We start from the raw sequence: 16,214 nt of genomic DNA, 5'->3' as shown, positions 1-16,214 counted from the left end.
ATACCGACCGGAAACCGGACCAACCGGGCGGTGATGCCCGCACCGGCGTCGTGACCCGGCGAAACGAGGCCGAGTCGTGAACACTGCATGGGGTGACGGAGCGGGCGGCAGCGACCCGCGGGCGCTCGGTGCCGGGGTCACGCTCGTCGAGGGCTCCACCTTCTGCCTCAGCGAAACCGGCGGCGTCATCAGCCCGAATCGCCCGGAGGGACTGTTCGTCCGGGACACCAGGGTGCTCTCGCACTGGCGGCTGACCGTCGACGGACAGCCGCCGGAGCCGCTCACTGTCCAATACGCCGATCCGTACAGTGCCACCCTGCTGGCACGGACGCCGCCGCCGCCGGGACGCGCCGACAGCTCCGCGCTGGTGATCGTCGGACGCCACGTCGGTGACGGGATGCGCGAGGACCTGGTGTTGCGCAATCTCTCCGGTGATCCGATCGTCTGCGATGTGGTGCTCGGGGTCGACGCCGACTTCGCGGACTTGTTCGAGGTCAAGGAGGGGCGTATCGGCCAGGGCGTGGTCACCGACAGCCTGGTCCGGCCGGGGGCATTGGAGATCGGCCGTGCCGATCTGCGGCTGGCGGTCATGGTCGAGGCCGCCGGCGCCACCGTGCGTGGGCGCGAATTGCACTGGCAGGTCCGGCTTCCCGGGCGTGGTGAATGGAGCGCCTGTATCCAGTACCGCCCACAGCTCGGTGCGGAGCCGGTGCCGCCGAGCTATGCCTGCGGCATTCCGGTCGCGCGCAGCACGCCCGCCCAGCGGCTGCGCGAATGGTACGAGAACTCGCCGACCGTGCGGACCGCCGATAAAACCCTCGCCGCGGTATTGCAGCGCGCCCTCACCGATCTCGGCGCCCTGCGCATCTTCGATCCGAGTCATCCGGAGCGGGCGGTGGTCGCCGCGGGCGCGCCCTGGTTCATGGCGCTGTTCGGGCGCGACTCGCTGCTCACGTCATGGATGGTGCTGCCGCTGGATCGAACGCTCGCGGTCGGGACGCTGCAAAGTCTCGCGGGCATGCAGGGCAAGCAGACCCGACCGGCGACCGAGGAGGAGCCGGGCCGGATTCCGCACGAGGTGCGTTTCGGCCGGGCCGCGACCGATCTGCTCGGCGGCGACACCGTGTACTACGGCACCGCCGACGCGACCCCGTTGTTCGTCATGCTGCTCGGCGAGCTACATCGCTGGGGGCTGGATGCCGAAACCCGCGACGAGCTACTACCGCACGCCGATCGCGCGCTGGAATGGATCGAGCAGTTCGGCGACGTGGACGGCGACGGCTTCGTCGAATATCGGCGCGCCGCCGAGCACGGCCTGGCGAACCAGGGCTGGAAGGACTCCTGGGACGGGGTGAACTTCGCCGACGGCGGCCTCGCCGAGGCGCCGATCGCGCTGGCCGAGGTGCAGGGCTATGTGTACGCCGCCTATCTGGCGCGGGCCGAGCTCGCGGCCGATACCGGTGATGCCGCCACCGCCGATCGGCTGCGTGCCAAGGCGGCGCGGCTCAAGATCGCGTTCAACGAACAGTTCTGGCTGCCCGAACGCGGCTGGTATGCCATCGGTCTGGATCGCGACAAGCGCCCGATCGATGCGCTCACCTCCAATATGGGCCATTGCCTGTGGACCGGGATCGTCGACGCGGACAAGGCGCCACTGGTCGCCGATCGACTGCTCGCCCCGGAGATGTTCAGTGGCTGGGGGATTCGCACGCTGGCCACCACCATGGGCGCCTACAACCCGGTCAGTTACCACAACGGTTCGGTCTGGCCGCACGACAACGCCATCTGTGCCGCGGGCCTCATGCGCTACGGCTGCACCGAACACGCCACCCGGGTAATCGAGGCGACGCTGGACGCCTCGACCCGCTTCGGGTACCGGCTGCCGGAGCTGTTCTGCGGCTTCGACCGGGCCGAGTTCGCCGCACCGGTGCCGTACCCGACCTCGTGCTCGCCCCAGGCCTGGGCCGCTGCCGCGCCGCTGCTGTTGCTGCGCAGCCTGCTGCGGCTGGAGCCGGGGGACGGGCGGCCGACGGTGGAGCCCGCGGTGCCCGAGCGGTACCTTCCGATGCGGGTGCGCGGGATGCGGGTGGGTTCCGATGTGGTGACCGTCACCGTCGATCGCGCGGGCTGGGAACTGCGCGACGCCAATGGGGCGCTCCGGCAATCACGTCGCTGAGCTGGCGGGATAGGCTGGGGTTCTGGCGCGGCTCGCGGCGTACCGGCGCGGAATGCTGATCTGCGTCATCCTGGGTGAACAGGGAGGCGCGGGGCGGGGTCCGATCGCGCAACGAAACTTGTCGGTGGTCGGGCCTAGCATGACGGCGGGGTACGTCTGGGCGTTGCTGCGCGGGTCAGCAGACGCGTCCGGACACCGCGATTTGTACGAACGCCGACACGATCGAGAAGGGACTCACCTGGTGGCGGAACGCCTCACTGTGCGCGGAGCTCGGGAGCACAATCTGAAGGGAGTGGATCTCGACCTGCCCCGCGACAGTCTCATCGTGTTCACCGGTCTGTCCGGCTCCGGCAAATCCAGCCTCGCCTTCGACACTATCTTCGCCGAGGGCCAGCGCCGATATGTGGAATCGCTGTCGGCATACGCCCGTCAGTTCCTCGGACAGATGGACAAGCCGGACGTCGATTTCATCGAGGGGCTGTCGCCCGCGGTGTCGATTGACCAGAAGTCGACCAACCGCAACCCTCGCTCGACCGTCGGCACCATCACCGAGGTCTACGACTACCTGCGCCTGCTCTACGCCCGCGCCGGCACCCCGCACTGCCCGGTCTGCGGTGAACTGATCGAAAAGCAGACCCCGCAGCAGATCGTCGACCAGGTGCTCGCCATGGAACCGGGCATCAAGTTCCAGGTGCTCGCACCCGTGGTGCGGACCCGGAAGGGCGAATTCGTCGACCTGTTCGACCAGCTGAACTCCCAGGGCTATTCGCGCGTGCGCGTCGACGGCGTGGTCTACCCGCTGACCGATCCGCCGAAGCTGAAGAAGCAGGAGAAACACGACGTCGAGGTGGTCGTCGACCGGCTCGCGGTCAAGCCCAACTCCAAACAACGCCTCACCGATTCCATCGAGACCGCGCTGCGGCTGGCCGACGGCATCGTCGTGCTGGACTTCGTGGATCGCGACGAGCACGCGCACGATCGTGAGCGCCGCTTCTCCGAGCGACTGGCCTGCCCGAACGGGCATCCGCTCGATATCGAGGATCTGGAGCCGCGGTCGTTCTCGTTCAACTCGCCCTACGGCGCCTGCCCGGACTGCACCGGCCTCGGCATCCGCAAGGAGGTCGACCCCGATCTGGTGGTGCCGGATCCGGAGCTGAGCCTGAACGGGGGCGCCATCGCGCCGTGGTCGCGCGGGCAGACCGCCGAATACTTCACCCGGCTGCTGTCCGGACTCGCCGAATCCGTCGGCTTCTCCATGGACACCCCGTGGAAGGATCTGCCGCTCAAGGCGCGTAAGGCGGTACTGGAGGGCAGCGCCGACCAGGTGCACGTCTCCTACACCAACCGTTACGGTCGCAAGCGCTCGTACTACGCCGATTTCGAGGGTGTGATGCCGTTCCTGCAGCGGCGCATGGAGAACACCGAATCCGAGCAGATGAAGGAGCACTACGACGGGTACATGCGCGATGTGCCGTGCCCGGTCTGCGATGGTGCCCGACTGCGGCCGGAGATCCTCGCGGTCACCATCAACGCGAACGGGGACCGCAAGTCCATCGCCGATGTCAGCGAGTTGTCCATCGCGGACTGCTCGACGTTCCTCAACTCGCTGACCCTGGGGGAGCGCGAGGCCGCCATCGCGGGGCAGGTGCTCAAGGAGGTGCAGGCGCGCCTGGGCTTCCTGCTCGACGTCGGCCTCCAGTACCTATCGCTGTCCCGCGCCGCCGCCACCCTCTCCGGCGGTGAGGCACAGCGGATCCGGCTCGCCACCCAGATCGGCTCCGGCCTGGTCGGCGTGCTGTACGTGCTCGACGAACCCTCCATCGGCCTGCACCAGCGCGACAATCGGCGACTCATCGAAACCCTTACCCGGCTGCGTAATCTCGGCAATACGCTGATCGTGGTCGAGCACGACGAGGACACCATCCGGGCCTCGGACTGGGTGGTCGATATCGGCCCGCTGGCCGGCGAGCACGGCGGCCGGGTGGTGCACAGCGGTCCATACCTGGAGCTGCTCACCGACCCTAATTCGCTGACCGGCGCCTACCTTTCGGGCCGGGAGCGGATCGAGGTGCCGATGGTGCGGCGTCCGGTCGACAAGAAGCGCAGACTCACCGTGGTCGGCGCGACCGAGCACAACTTGCAGAACATCGATGTGGCCTTCCCGTTGGGCGTGCTGACCTCGGTCACCGGTGTTTCCGGCTCCGGCAAGTCGACGCTGGTGAACGACATTCTGGCGACGGTGCTGGCGAACAAGCTCAATGGCGCGCGGCAGGTGCCGGGCAGGCACACCCGGGTCAACGGGCTGGATCACCTGGACAAACTGGTGCAGGTGGACCAGTCGCCGATCGGCCGCACCCCGCGCTCCAACCCGGCCACCTACACCGGCGTCTTCGACAAGATCCGCACCCTCTTCGCGGCCACGACGGAGGCGAAGGTGCGCGGCTACCAGCCGGGCCGCTTCTCCTTCAACGTCAAGGGTGGTCGCTGCGAGGCGTGCTCGGGCGACGGCACCCTGAAGATCGAGATGAACTTCCTGCCGGATGTGTACGTCCCGTGCGAGGTCTGCCACGGCGCCCGCTACAACCGGGAAACCCTCGAGGTGCACTACAAGGGCAAGACCATCGCCGAGGTCCTGGATATGCCGATCGACGAGGCGGCCGAATTCTTCGAGCCGGTCACCTCCATCCACCGCTACCTGAAGACGCTGGTGGACGTGGGTCTCGGCTATGTGCGACTCGGCCAGAGCGCGCCCACCCTGTCCGGAGGTGAGGCGCAGCGCGTCAAGCTCGCCGCGGAGTTGCAGAAGCGTTCGACCGGGCGGACGATCTACATTCTGGATGAGCCGACCACCGGTCTGCACTTCGAGGACATCCGCAAACTGCTCGGCGTGATCAATGGCCTGGTGGACAAGGGCAATTCGGTGATCGTCATCGAACACAACCTGGATGTCATCAAGACCTCCGACTGGGTGGTCGATATGGGTCCGGAGGGAGGTTCCGGCGGCGGCACGGTGGTCGCCGAGGGCACTCCGGAAGATGTCGCGGCCGTGGCCGACAGCTACACCGGTCAGTTCCTGAAGGCGGTGCTGGCCGCTCCGGCCGCACCCCGGAAGGCGCCCGCGAAGAAGGCGGCGAAGAAGGCCGCCGCGAAGAAGGCGCCCGCCGAACCCGCTGCGGCCAAGCGCCTGGCTCGTAAGGCGGCCGCGCTGCGGTAACTGCCTGATACCCGGATAACCGAAACGGTCGCGCCGTACGTACCCAGTGCGTATGGCGCGACCGTTTGGTGTTTCGACGGTTGGCCGAAAACCGGGCACCTGAGCGCGGCCTCGAAAGGATTCAGACTATGGACACCGGAAGCGCGGGCTTCGGCGCACTCTTCGAGGCCCTGGCCAAGCTGATCAGCACCGGCTCCTCCATCTCGGTCACCCCCGGGCAGTGAGGATGAGACGGGGCCGGCGCGCGGCCGGTCCCGTCCCCGCCGCAGTCCCGCTCAGGCGTCGGCGACGGCGTGAATGAGCTCGGCCAATCGCTTCGGTTCCGACCACATGGGCCAATGCCCGGTCGGCAGATCCACCAAATCGGCATCGAGGTGTGGGATCTCGGAGAAAATCGGCGCTTCGCCGCTGGTGCTCAACTGCCCGACCAGTTCGGCCGAGATGCTGGTGCACACCACCGTGGTCGGAATGGCAAGGCGCGCAGGCGAATCGCTCAGGTTCAATGGTGCGCCAGCGATGCTCGCCGGCTGCGATACCGCGCGTTCCCGGAAGCGCGCCAGCGCACCATCGTCCAGCCCGGTCAGGCTGTTTCCCTCCGCCTCCAGTTCGGCCCAGGAGGGCAGCGCGAATTCGCGCGCCGAACCCAGATCGTCGCGCAGGACGAACCCGTTCGGGATCGGCGCGCTGTCCACGTAGATGGCATGGCGGAACCGCTCGGGCGCCAGATCGGTGGCGAGATAGGCGGGCACCGCGCCACCGGAATGCGCTACCAGCACCACGCTTTCGGTCGCGTCGACGGCATCGACGATCGTATGTGCCTGGTCCTCCAGCGTCGCCTCCAGGCGATCGTCATCGGCGGGATCCAGCCCCGGCAATGTCAGCGCCCGCACATCGTGGCCCCGGGACCGCAGCTCCTCGGCGACCGCATCCCACGCCCACGCGCCGAGCCAGAAACCGGGAACCAGCAGAATCCGAGTCGCCATGTTTCCCAGCATGCCCTACGCGGACATTCAGCTCCCGGCGATGGCGTGGATCAGCCCCGCGAGTTCCTTCGGCCGCGACCACATCGGCCAATGTCCGGTGGGCAGATCGACATAGTCGGCGTCGACTCGCCGCAGTTCGGCGAACATGAATTCGCCCCCGTCCCGCGCCTGTTTGCCCTGTTCCGCGGAGAAGCTGCAGCAGATCACCGTCGAGGGAATCGACAGTCGTTCGGGCCGATCACCGATCTTCAGTCCGACCGCCGCGATGGTGGCGGGCTCCGAGACCGCGCGCGCCCGGAACTGATCGAGCGCCGCCGCGTCCAGACCTGCCAGCAGATCGAGCGGCGACGCCCGGAATTCCTCCCACGCCGGGAGTTCCCATTCACGCAATGCGGGATCCAGATCCGGATTCACCGCGAACCCCCGGGGTGCGGGCGCGGTATCCACATAGACGACTCGTTCGAATCGTTCCGGTGCGAGATCGGTCGCGAGATAACCGCTGGTGCTCGCGCCGCTGTGCAGCACGAGCACCACGGGTTCGTCCCCCGCCGCCTCGATGATCGCAGCGGCCTGCTCCTCGTGCGTCACCGAGAGCCGGTCGGGGTCGTCGGAATCCAGCCCCGGCAAGGTGATCGCGGTGACCTCGTCACCGCGATGGCGCAGATCGTCGACCACGTCCTCCCACGCCCATGCGCCGAGCCAGAACCCGGGAACCAGAACGATGCGAGCCGTCATGTCGCCCTCCGTATTTCGCGCCTGCCGTTGTGTGGCCGAGCCTACGGAACCATCCCGTGACGCCGCTCGCGGTTTCGGACCGGCTACGTCACCTGGAGCCTGCCGAGTTCGGCAATGTTCTTCGGCCCGTCAGGTGCGCGGCGTCGGTCCGCCGTCCGGCGACCAGTGCTCAGCCGCTCCGGGACGGCGTCGGTTTCGGTTCTATTGCGCCGAACAACGCTGTGGCGCAGGCTTTCCTGCGCTTGCACAGTGGGTATCCACGGGCGAATCAAGGGGAGGTGATGGCTCGCTGTCGTATTCCTCGCCGGGGCGGCACTGCCGCTCCGGCCGCGCGGCACCATCGCCGGTTGGCGCACCCGTGTGCGGCTGCGGCAGGTGCGGCGGCGCGAACTGGCGGCCTCGGCTTCCGAACGGGCCGGTGTCGCGGCGCGCCCGGCCGAAGCCTCCGACGAACCGCATGACCTCCCTGGTTGGGATCGCGAGTTGCTCGCCCGCACGGTGGCGCTCGACCTGGGCGCAGAACTGGCACTCGGCACCGGGCTGCTGCTGCTTGACGTCGCCGTCGAGAGCACCGGCTGGGGCATTGGTGACGAGGGTGCCTCGTAGAGCGCGGGCGGCATCGGGGGCGGCGGTGGCGGCGAGTGAGTCCGCCGAAAGCGCTCTACGCCGACCGCGCTCGGCCTCGGTGCGGCTCAGGCTCCGGTCCGTGGGATCCGGCAGGTGCCGGAAGAAGGTTTGGCGCTCTCCGCACCGCGTGGTGCGGCCGAGTTTGCTCTCCTCGGCTCAGGCTACTGACGCGGCGGACACGGCTCGACAGTCGCCCGCGGCCGGCTCGGTGACTCAGTAGACCGGGCCGGTGTACTTCTCGCCGGGCCCCTTGCCTGGCTCGTCGGGGTGGGCCGACGCCTCACGGAAGGCGCGCTGTAGCGATTGCAGACCCTCCCGGATCGGTCCCGCGTGCGGGCCGAGGTATTCGACCGACGCCGTGACCAGGCCCGCGAGAGCGGTGATCACACGACGCGCCTCGTCCAGGTCGCGGCGGGAACTGGTGTCCGGATCCTCATCGGCGAGCCCGAGCTTCTCGGCCGCCGAGCTCATCAGCATCACGGCGGCTCGGCTGATCACCTCCACCGCGGGGATGTCGGCTAGCTCGCGAACGAACGTGTCGGGCTGTTCAGTCATGGCACACAGGCTAGGCGTCGGTTGTGGCGGGGAGTCAATCGCCTCCGCCGTGTACGGTGCGTACCGGCATCTCGGCAGGTGGCGGACCGAATCCCGGCCGCGGGCGTGTGCGATTCGGCGATAGCGTTTGGGAATGTTAGACTTGCTGCCGACGACCGCCCCGGGCTTGCCTCGGGGCTGATAAGTGGAGCCCGACTCCCACCGTTGCCGGCGAGCAATCGTACAGGCCAAACGGTCCGGTCACCCGTCCCGCAGAGGGCGGGTTTCTTATGCGGAGAGCCGTCTCACGCATGAGGGTCGACGCGAGATTCGTGCGCGTCGGTGATCGGTCGACTCGGGCCCCGTGGCGAAATATCGCCAGGGGGCCTTTGTGTTGAACAAGGGGTTGCAGTTATTGCGCGCGGTCGTCAGACAACACCGCTTGACCTAGGAGGCCCCATCAGCACTGAGACCCGCATCAACGATCGCATCCGTGTTCCCGAAGTCCGACTCATCGGACCTGGCGGCGAGCAGGTTGGGATCGTGCGTGTTGAAGATGCACTACGCGTCGCTCTCGAAGCCGACCTCGACCTGGTCGAGGTGGCCCCGGATGCCCGTCCGCCGGTCTGCAAGATCATGGACTACGGCAAGTTCAAGTACGAGACGGCGCAGAAGGCGCGCGAGTCTCGGAAGAATCAAGTGCAGACCGTGATCAAGGAGCAGAAGCTCCGCCCCAAGATCGACGACCACGACTACGAGACCAAGAAGCGCAACGTCGTTCGCTTCCTCGAAGCGGGTTCGAAGGTCAAGGTGACGATCATGTTCCGTGGTCGCGAGCAGTCGCGTCCGGAACTGGGCTTCCGGTTGTTGCAGCGCCTTGCCTCCGACGTCGCCGAGTTGGGTTTCGTCGAGACCTCTGCCAAGCAGGACGGTCGCAATATGACCATGGTCCTCGCGCCCCACAAGGGTGCGAAGACGCGAGTGAAGGCCCAGCAGGAATCGTCGGCCCCCCGGCCGCAGCAGGCTGCTTCCGAGCAGCCCGCCGCGCCCGCCGCCGCCGAACCGGCCGCACCCGCCGCGGAACAGGCGCCATCGGCCGGCCCGCAGTAACACCGATCAGAACCGGTGGTCCGAAAGGACCACCGGCACGAGACAGATAGAGGAATCCATGCCGAAGATGAAGAGCCACAGCGGCGCCTCGAAGCGATTCAAGGTGTCCGGCAAAGGCAAGCTGCTGCGCCAGCAGGCGAACCGTCGCCACCTGTTCGAGCACAAGCCCACCCGCCGGACTCGTCGTCTGGACGGCACGGAGGTCGTCGCGGCTGCCGACGTCCGTCGCGTGAAGAAGCTGCTGGGTATCTGACGCCCGCTGTCCGCAGCACATCGCGACCGGAGGTTCTCCGGCGCCAACCCGACCAACTCCGGGCGCGACCTACGCGCCCCCAACTTCGACAGGACTGACCAGTGGCACGCGTCAAAAGGGCCGTCAACGCTCAGAAGAAGCGCCGTTCCATCCTCGAGGCCTCCAAGGGCTACCGGGGCCAGCGCTCACGGCTTTACCGCAAGGCCAAGGAACAGCAGCTGCACTCGCTCACCTACGCCTACCGGGACCGCCGGGCGCGCAAGGGTGACTTCCGCAAGCTGTGGATCGCCCGCATCAACGCCGCGGCGCGCATCAACGACATCACCTACAACCGCTTCATCCAGGGCCTGAAGGCCGCCGGTGTCGAGGTTGACCGCAAGATCCTCGCCGAGCTCGCCGTCTCCGACGCCGAGGCGTTCGCCGGCCTGGTCGCGGTCGCGAAGGCCGCCCTCCCGCAGGACGTCAACGCTCCGGCTGCCTGAGCCGTTCGTTGACCCAGCAGGGACATCTTTCGGAACGACCCGTGGATCCGCTCTCCGAGCGCAATCCGCGGGTCGTTTCCGCTGTCAAGCTCCATCGCGCCCCGCAACGCCGCAAAACCGGGCTGTTCCTCGCCGAGGGCGCGAACTCCGTGGCCGCGGCACTGGAAACCGGGCGGGTGCGCGAGCTGTTCTATTCGGCCGCGGCCGCGACCCGGGAGCATGAACTCGTCGCGGGCGCCGCAGCCTCCGGTGTGCGTGCGACGCTGGTCAGCGATCGCGCCGCCCAGCACCTCGGGGAAACCGTCACCGCGCCGGGGCTGGTGGCCGTCTGCGACCTGATCGACGTGCCACTGATCGACGTGCTGGCGAAGCGTCCGCGCATGCTGGCCGTGCCGGTGGAAATCGCCGAACCGGGCAATGCGGGCACCCTCATCCGGGTCGCCGACGCCGTCGGGGCCGAGGGCGTGGTGCTCGCGGGGGATACCGTCGACCCGCACAACGGAAAATGTGTCCGCTCCAGCGCGGGCAGCCTGTTCCACGTCCCCGTCGCCCGCAGCCGCGACGTCACCGAAACTCTGGATTCGATTGCGGGGCAAGGCATCACAATCCTCGCGACCGCAGCCGACGGCGAAATCGACCTCGACGCCGCCGACCACCTCTTCACCACCCCGGTGGCTTGGCTCTTCGGCAACGAGGCCCATGGTTTGGACCCAGCTGTCGCCGCCCGAGCCCACCACCGCATCCGCGTCCCCATCCGTGGCCGCGCCGAATCCCTCAACCTCGCCACCGCCGCCGCCATCTGCCTCTACGCCAACTCCCGCGTCCGCTACGGCGGTTAGAGCTACAACGCGACCGAGTCGCCGTCGTGGGTTATGGTCCGATCGTGACCGTCGCTAAAAGTTTGCCGTATCTCTCGACGCGCGGTGACGACGCCACGATCGGGCGGTCGGCGATGGCGGAACCACTACTGCCGGAAGGGATTGCGCATTCGATCGTCGCGGGTGGCGTATGAGTGCGGTCGCGCGATTGCTTCGCGCCGTTGCCCAACGCCTGGGTAGGGGCGGTCTACGAGTCGCCGACCCCATGGCGAATGGCGCGTACCGGGGCGTATTCGGCAATATTCGTGCCGGGTTGTACGAGTTCGGAAGCGTCGACAATGAGCTCGCCCAGCGGATTTCGGGGCTTTCCGCCGCGTCACCGCTCAGACGAGGGCGTGGCGCCGATCCGGGTGATGGCCCCGAGGACCAGCGCGTCTATACCAAGGAAGAGTTCATCAGCCTGTGGGAGGCCGGGGCAGGCCGATGACTCAGGAGGAACGCGACACCCTGGATCTCGGCTGTGTCGGTGTGACACTGCTGGAACTCGGTCGCAGCCGACGGCCGCCGATGAATCTTGCCTTCGGTGATGCGCGCGCACAGCGCACGATTGCACCGAGGGAAGAGCGACTGGCCCGGGGCGAAATCGCCAGTAAAGCCGTGGTGAACTACCAACGAGAACTGAGGAAGGCGCGGCGCAAGCTGGAGGAAGCCCGGGCTGCGGGAAACGACCGGGACGCCGATAGTGCCCTGAAATACGTCAAGGCCTATGAAACGAGTCTCGAGAGGGCGCGTGCCGAGGCGACGGTGGTGTGGTCCCGGATATCGAAGGAGCAGCGGGGCGAAGCTGAAAAAAGCAGACAGGAGGCGAAAATCGAAGGTGATCAGCGAACCTTCGACAGGGTTCTCGGTCATGCGGCAAAGTTCGAGGAGATCATCGCGGCGGGACCGGTGGACAAGTCCGATTTCATCCGTCGTGTCAACGCCGATCCGGAATTGTCCGCGCTGAAGAATGTATTCCATGAATTGCCCTCCGGGAACCCATCCGATTGGGAAGTGGTCGTCTATTCAAAACATTTCTGGTCCGGGCAAGAGCTGACGCATGATGTGAACGGGAACCTGGTCTTCGATGCGGACGGGAACGTAACCTTCAATTCGACTGACACGCCCAATCCTGACGGTTTCAAACCCGATCCGTCGACCGGGCAAGTGGATATGGCGCGCGACCAGTCCCAGCCCAAACCCGGATTCGTCAATTTCGACTACGGATTCTTCGATCCGCACACCGGGAACTGGTGGCATGCAAACAATGGGGAGTTTGAACGATCCGGAGCGGCCGATGAAGATCTACCAGAGCAGTTCGAACACGTTCTTCGGCAGCTACCAGGACTTCGACAGCTCGGTGATCTGTATCGGCTTCGTGGACAGATCGGCGGCGTAATCGGATATGTCGCAGGATTTCGGTCAGCGCAAACCCGGACACGTCAATTTCGACTACGGGCTGTTCGATCCGCAGGCCAGGCGATTGGTGGCATGCGAATCACGGAGAGACCAATGATCCGGACGACCCGATGTTCGTATATCAGAGCACGCCGGAAAAGTTCTTCGGCGGCTACAAGGACTTCGACAGCTCGGTGATCTGCATCGGTTTCGTCAACAGATACGCGTGATCGGACGACCGCGCGTGACGTTAGGATGAATTCATGGATCTGGCCGACTACGTCGACGACACCGCCACTCTGTTCGGTCTCGCCGAGAATGCCGCGGCGGGTGCGATCCTCCGGTGCGGTCCGAACACGCACGTATACATCGGTGGTCTTCCCCGATGGGCCGACGACGAGCTGGACGCCGCCTTCGAAGTCACCGGACACCTCGTCGCCGAAGGTGACGATGCCGACCTCCGCGCGAGCGACGGCCGCCCCCGGCACGGCCTCGGCAGGCATTACGTCCTGAAAGACGCCACCTGGGAACGCATCACGTAGTTCACGGCGTGCCCAGGGCGGGCGCGTGGTGGTTTCCATCAGGATCTCGAAATCGCCCCTGCCAGCCCTGAAGTCAGCGGTCGCCTCGGTGCTCAGCCACCACACGATCGAGGACCGCGCGGGACCGGCGGGCCCCGGACCGGTCGTCGCGTTCGAGCTCTCCGACAAGCGTGATCAGCGTCTTCCATACGACCCACCCGCGACCGCGCGACCAGGTCGCGGCATCGACTCCGAGCGCCGCGCGGAATGCGGCGCGACTGTCGTCGGCGAGGTAAGTCCAGGCGATGGTCGTATCGCAGGCGGGGTCGCCGACACCGCACGTCCCGAAATCGATGACCGCGCTGAGCCGTCCGTGCTCGACCAGCAGATTGCCGGTGGCGATATCGCCGTGGAACCACACGGGCGCGCCGGTCCAGGTCGATCGTTGCGCGTCGTCCCACACTCGTTCGACATCGGCGCGGTTGATTTCGACCCCGAGGGCGTCGAGGGCGCGATGGGTTTCCGCGGCGTAGGTGGATACCGGGGCACCGCGAAACCAGCTGTGCGGGCCTGGGAGTGGCGCATCGGCCGGGTCTTGACGCCGGAGCGCGGCCAGGAATTCACCCAGCGCGGTGGCGAACGCGATTCGGTCGCAGACGGCGGTGTCGGTGACCGGGCTGCCGTCGAGCCATCGGTAGATCGACCACGGGTACGGGTATTCCCGGGCAGGCATGCCCTGGGCGACCGGTTGCGGGATGGGCAGTGGCAGACCGGGCGCCAAACGAGGCAGCCACCGGTGTTCCTTCTCGACCGCCAGTGCGTACCGGTCCCCGGCCGGCAGCCGCACCGACAGGCGATCGCCGAGGCGAAAGGTTCGATTGTCGACACCCTGGCGGGACACTGGGACGACCGGGAGGTGCGCCAAGCGCGGGAATTGCCGGGCGACGAGCCCTTGCGCCAGGCGCGCGTCTATCGCGGCGGGCTCGAATATCGTCAATCGCCGACCGCTCTCAGGTCGTCGAGGATTTCAGTGGCCCACGCGGTTGGGACGGCGTTGGGCCCGGCGACCTGCATGGCGGTCATGACGGTGAGCAACATGCCGGTGGACAGGAAGCGGCGGGCGTCGGTGGTCGAGACGCCGGTCAGTTCGCGGATCAGTGCGTAGATGCGTCCGAAACGGTCGCGCACCTCGTCGCCGATGACCGGGTCGGCGCTGGCGGCGAAGCCGTGCATGAGGACCAGCAGGAGCTCGCGTTCGGACAGGAAGACCCGGTAGCCGCCGCCGAGTATGCGGAATGCCTCGTCCGGCGGCGTGTCCGGCGGAATGTCGTGAGCCGCCTCCCGGAAGATCGCCTCGATCCGATCGCAGACCCGATGGACGGCGGACAGGAAGAGTTGCTGTTTGGTGCCGAAGAGGCGAATGACATAGGGCTGGGATACCCCCGCGCTCCGCGCGATGTCATCGGTTTTCGTTGCGGCGTAACCGGATTCGGCGAAGGCGGCAACGGCCGCGGTCAGCACCTCGGCGCTGCGTTCGGTTGCGGTCATCCGGGATCGGGTCGAGCCCGCCATGGTGCTCCTCTCGCTGGGCCTTTGACATGTTATCAGTCAATGCATACTCTTCGAGCCAATAGTTATCAGTGAATAACAACAAAGGCTGGACATGACCGAAATCCTCGACCCCGGGGCCACCGCCGCGGTCGCACCGACGGCATCGAAGCGGCGCCCGCTCGCCGCGGTACTGGCCGCCGTCGGCATCCCGATGTTCATGGTGACGCTCGACAACCTCGTGGTCACGAATGCGTTGCCGATCATTCGCACCGAGCTCGGCGCCTCGCTGAGCGATCTGCAGTGGTTCGTGAACGCCTACACGCTCTCCTTCGCGTCGCTATTGCTCACCGCCGCCGCCATCGGCGACCGGCTCGGCCGCCGCCGCGTCTTCCTGGCGGGCATCGCACTGTTCACCCTCGCCTCGGCCGCCTGCGCCCTCGCCACCGAGCCATGGATGCTGATCGCCGCCAGGGCAATTCAGGGACTCGGCGCGGCAGGCGTCATGCCGCTGTCGCTGACGCTGCTCTCGGCCGCGGTGCCGGAACGGATGCGCAGCGCCGCCATCGGCATCTGGGGCGGTATCTCCGGCCTCGGCGTCGCGGTCGGCCCGCTGGTCGGCGGTGCGGTGGTGGAAGGCCTGAATTGGCAGTGGATCTTCTGGGTGAATGTGCCCATCGGCCTGCTCGCGCTGCCGTTCGCGGTCCGGATGCTCGACGAATCCTTCGGCGGCAGTAGGCGACTCGATCCGCTCGGGTTGGTGTTCGCGGCCGGTGGTGTACTCGCGCCGGTGTGGGGCGTAATCCACGGCGCCGAGGACGGCTGGACCTCGGCCGGTGTGCTCGGCTCCTTCATCGGCGGCGCGACACTGCTTGCGGCGCTGATCTTCTGGGAACTGCGTACCCCGCATCCCATGCTGCCGCTGCGCCTGTTCCGCTCCCGCGCCTTCCGGGTCAGCAATACCACCGGATTCACCTTCTCGGTCGGCGTTTTCGGCTCGATCTTCCTGCTGGCCCAGTACTTCCAGGTCGTGCAGGGCTACAACCCGCTCGAAGCCGGAATCCGAACCATGCCCTGGACCCTGGCGCCCATGGTCGTCGCCCCGATCGCCGGCCTCGTCGTCGACCGTGTCGGCGCCCGCAGCCTGCTCACCACCGGTCAAGGGCTGCTGGCCGTAGCCCTGGCCTGGATGGCCGCCATCACGACCATCGATGTCGGCTATGCCGCCTTCGTCGGCCCGTTCCTGCTCGGTGGCATCGGTATGGGCCTCACCTTCGCGCCGGGCTCGACCGTTGTCATGGCCAGTGCCGCCCCCGAAGATCGCGCCATGGCATCGGGTACCAACAGCACCATCCGTGAGGTCGGTGTCGCCATGGGCGTCGCGGTCCTGGCCTCGGTTTTCGCCTCGCACGGCTCCTACATGTCAGCGCAGTCCTACGTTGACGGTCTCGTCCCCGCGATGTGGGTGGGCGCGGCCATCGTCGCCGTAGGCGCCGTGGTCTCGCTGCTGCTGCCGAGCCGGATCGACCCGGGTCACTGATCTCGCGCCGCGGTCGTCCGGGTTCGCCGACCGGACCCGCGCGGCCGATCGTGTGACTATCCGCCGATCTCCGCCCATCGGTGGCATGGCCGATGGTGGTCGTCGCCGAGGATTTGCCGCACCGGGGTCGAGATCGGGTCCGGCCACCGCGCTCGATGTACTCGCAGGGGTCGACCTGTGCGCGCAACTGTAAAGCACATTGTCCGTACATTCTGTGTCTGCGGTTGTACCGTGGA

At 67.1% G+C, this 16,214-nt stretch carries 17 protein-coding genes; 12 read left to right on the top strand and 5 right to left on the bottom strand.

Annotation, left to right across the window (positions count from 1 at the left end):
* The first annotated feature begins 76 nt into the window (after positions 1–76).
* Together AB0H61_RS18030 and uvrA are read left to right on the top strand one after the other, a co-directional pair.
* Positions 77–2,176, top strand: a complete 2,100-nt coding sequence (locus AB0H61_RS18030) for a glycogen debranching N-terminal domain-containing protein (RefSeq protein ID WP_357305470.1) — start codon at positions 77–79, stop codon at positions 2,174–2,176.
* Positions 2,177–2,417: 241 nt separating this feature from the next.
* Positions 2,418–5,390, top strand: coding sequence for an excinuclease ABC subunit UvrA (gene uvrA, locus AB0H61_RS18025; protein WP_357305467.1), 2,973 nt, complete (start codon positions 2,418–2,420; stop codon positions 5,388–5,390).
* Positions 5,391–5,665: 275 nt separating this feature from the next.
* Here the strand turns inward: uvrA and AB0H61_RS18020 are convergent, their stop codons facing one another.
* Positions 5,666–6,373 carry an alpha/beta hydrolase gene (locus AB0H61_RS18020; RefSeq protein ID WP_357305464.1) on the bottom strand — a complete coding sequence of 236 codons (708 nt, stop codon included), beginning with the start codon at positions 6,371–6,373 and terminating at the stop codon, positions 5,666–5,668.
* 27 nt (positions 6,374–6,400) lie between these two features.
* The gene (locus AB0H61_RS18015; protein WP_357305462.1) at positions 6,401–7,108 is read right to left on the bottom strand and encodes an alpha/beta hydrolase; all 708 of its coding nucleotides are present in this window, start codon (positions 7,106–7,108) and stop codon (positions 6,401–6,403) included.
* 360 nt (positions 7,109–7,468) lie between these two features.
* Between AB0H61_RS18015 and AB0H61_RS18010 the strand changes: the two genes are divergently transcribed.
* Positions 7,469–7,714: a hypothetical protein gene (locus AB0H61_RS18010; RefSeq protein ID WP_357305459.1), complete on the top strand. Its 246-nt coding sequence runs from the start codon at positions 7,469–7,471 to the stop codon at positions 7,712–7,714.
* Positions 7,715–7,948: 234 nt separating this feature from the next.
* On the opposite strand, the gene AB0H61_RS18005 is transcribed toward AB0H61_RS18010, so the two are convergent.
* Complete coding sequence (locus tag AB0H61_RS18005; protein ID WP_357305458.1) at positions 7,949–8,290, bottom strand: DUF1844 domain-containing protein; 342 nt, start codon at positions 8,288–8,290, stop codon at positions 7,949–7,951.
* A gap of 393 nt (positions 8,291–8,683) precedes the next feature.
* Here AB0H61_RS18005 and infC point away from each other — a divergent pair, with 393 nt between their 5' ends.
* The 8 genes from infC to AB0H61_RS17965 all read left to right on the top strand — a co-directional run bounded on the left by infC (position 8,684) and on the right by AB0H61_RS17965 (position 12,911).
* Positions 8,684–9,379 (top strand): translation initiation factor IF-3, encoded by a 696-nt coding sequence (infC, locus tag AB0H61_RS18000; RefSeq protein ID WP_357305870.1) that lies wholly within the window; start codon positions 8,684–8,686, stop codon positions 9,377–9,379.
* A gap of 58 nt (positions 9,380–9,437) precedes the next feature.
* Positions 9,438–9,632 (top strand): 50S ribosomal protein L35, encoded by a 195-nt coding sequence (gene rpmI / locus AB0H61_RS17995; RefSeq protein ID WP_040706116.1) that lies wholly within the window; start codon positions 9,438–9,440, stop codon positions 9,630–9,632.
* A gap of 101 nt (positions 9,633–9,733) precedes the next feature.
* Positions 9,734–10,114, top strand: a complete 381-nt coding sequence (gene rplT / locus AB0H61_RS17990; protein WP_039797323.1) for a 50S ribosomal protein L20 — start codon at positions 9,734–9,736, stop codon at positions 10,112–10,114.
* Positions 10,115–10,155: 41 nt separating this feature from the next.
* Positions 10,156–10,953: an RNA methyltransferase gene (locus AB0H61_RS17985; protein ID WP_357305455.1), complete on the top strand. Its 798-nt coding sequence runs from the start codon at positions 10,156–10,158 to the stop codon at positions 10,951–10,953.
* Positions 10,954–10,997: 44 nt separating this feature from the next.
* Positions 10,998–11,126, top strand: a complete 129-nt coding sequence (locus AB0H61_RS17980; protein ID WP_357305452.1) for a hypothetical protein — start codon at positions 10,998–11,000, stop codon at positions 11,124–11,126.
* A gap of 71 nt (positions 11,127–11,197) precedes the next feature.
* On the top strand, positions 11,198–11,419 hold the full coding sequence (locus AB0H61_RS17975) for a hypothetical protein (protein ID WP_357305449.1): 222 nt from the start codon (positions 11,198–11,200) through the stop codon (positions 11,417–11,419).
* On the top strand, positions 11,416–12,567 hold the full coding sequence (locus AB0H61_RS17970) for a hypothetical protein (protein ID WP_357305446.1): 1,152 nt from the start codon (positions 11,416–11,418) through the stop codon (positions 12,565–12,567). The genes AB0H61_RS17975 and AB0H61_RS17970 overlap by 4 nt, the downstream gene beginning before the upstream one ends.
* 65 nt (positions 12,568–12,632) lie before the next feature.
* Entirely contained in the window at positions 12,633–12,911 is a 279-nt protein-coding gene (locus AB0H61_RS17965; protein ID WP_357305444.1) for a hypothetical protein, read from the top strand.
* 73 nt (positions 12,912–12,984) lie between these two features.
* Here the strand turns inward: AB0H61_RS17965 and AB0H61_RS17960 are convergent, their stop codons facing one another.
* Both AB0H61_RS17960 and AB0H61_RS17955 read right to left on the bottom strand, forming a co-directional pair.
* Entirely contained in the window at positions 12,985–13,887 is a 903-nt protein-coding gene (locus tag AB0H61_RS17960; protein ID WP_357305441.1) for an aminoglycoside phosphotransferase family protein, read from the bottom strand.
* The gene (locus AB0H61_RS17955; protein WP_357305439.1) at positions 13,884–14,438 is read right to left on the bottom strand and encodes a TetR/AcrR family transcriptional regulator; all 555 of its coding nucleotides are present in this window, start codon (positions 14,436–14,438) and stop codon (positions 13,884–13,886) included. The genes AB0H61_RS17960 and AB0H61_RS17955 overlap by 4 nt, the downstream gene beginning before the upstream one ends.
* Positions 14,439–14,553: 115 nt before the next feature.
* On the opposite strand from AB0H61_RS17955, the gene AB0H61_RS17950 reads away from it, so the two are divergent.
* Positions 14,554–15,978, top strand: coding sequence for an MFS transporter (locus AB0H61_RS17950; RefSeq protein ID WP_357305436.1), 1,425 nt, complete (start codon positions 14,554–14,556; stop codon positions 15,976–15,978).
* The last annotated feature ends 236 nt before the right edge of the window (positions 15,979–16,214 follow it).

Source organism: Nocardia sp. NPDC050710 (assembly GCF_040654375.1).
GTDB lineage: Bacteria > Actinomycetota > Actinomycetes > Mycobacteriales > Mycobacteriaceae > Nocardia.
This window is presented reverse-complemented; position numbering and strand designations above follow the sequence as displayed.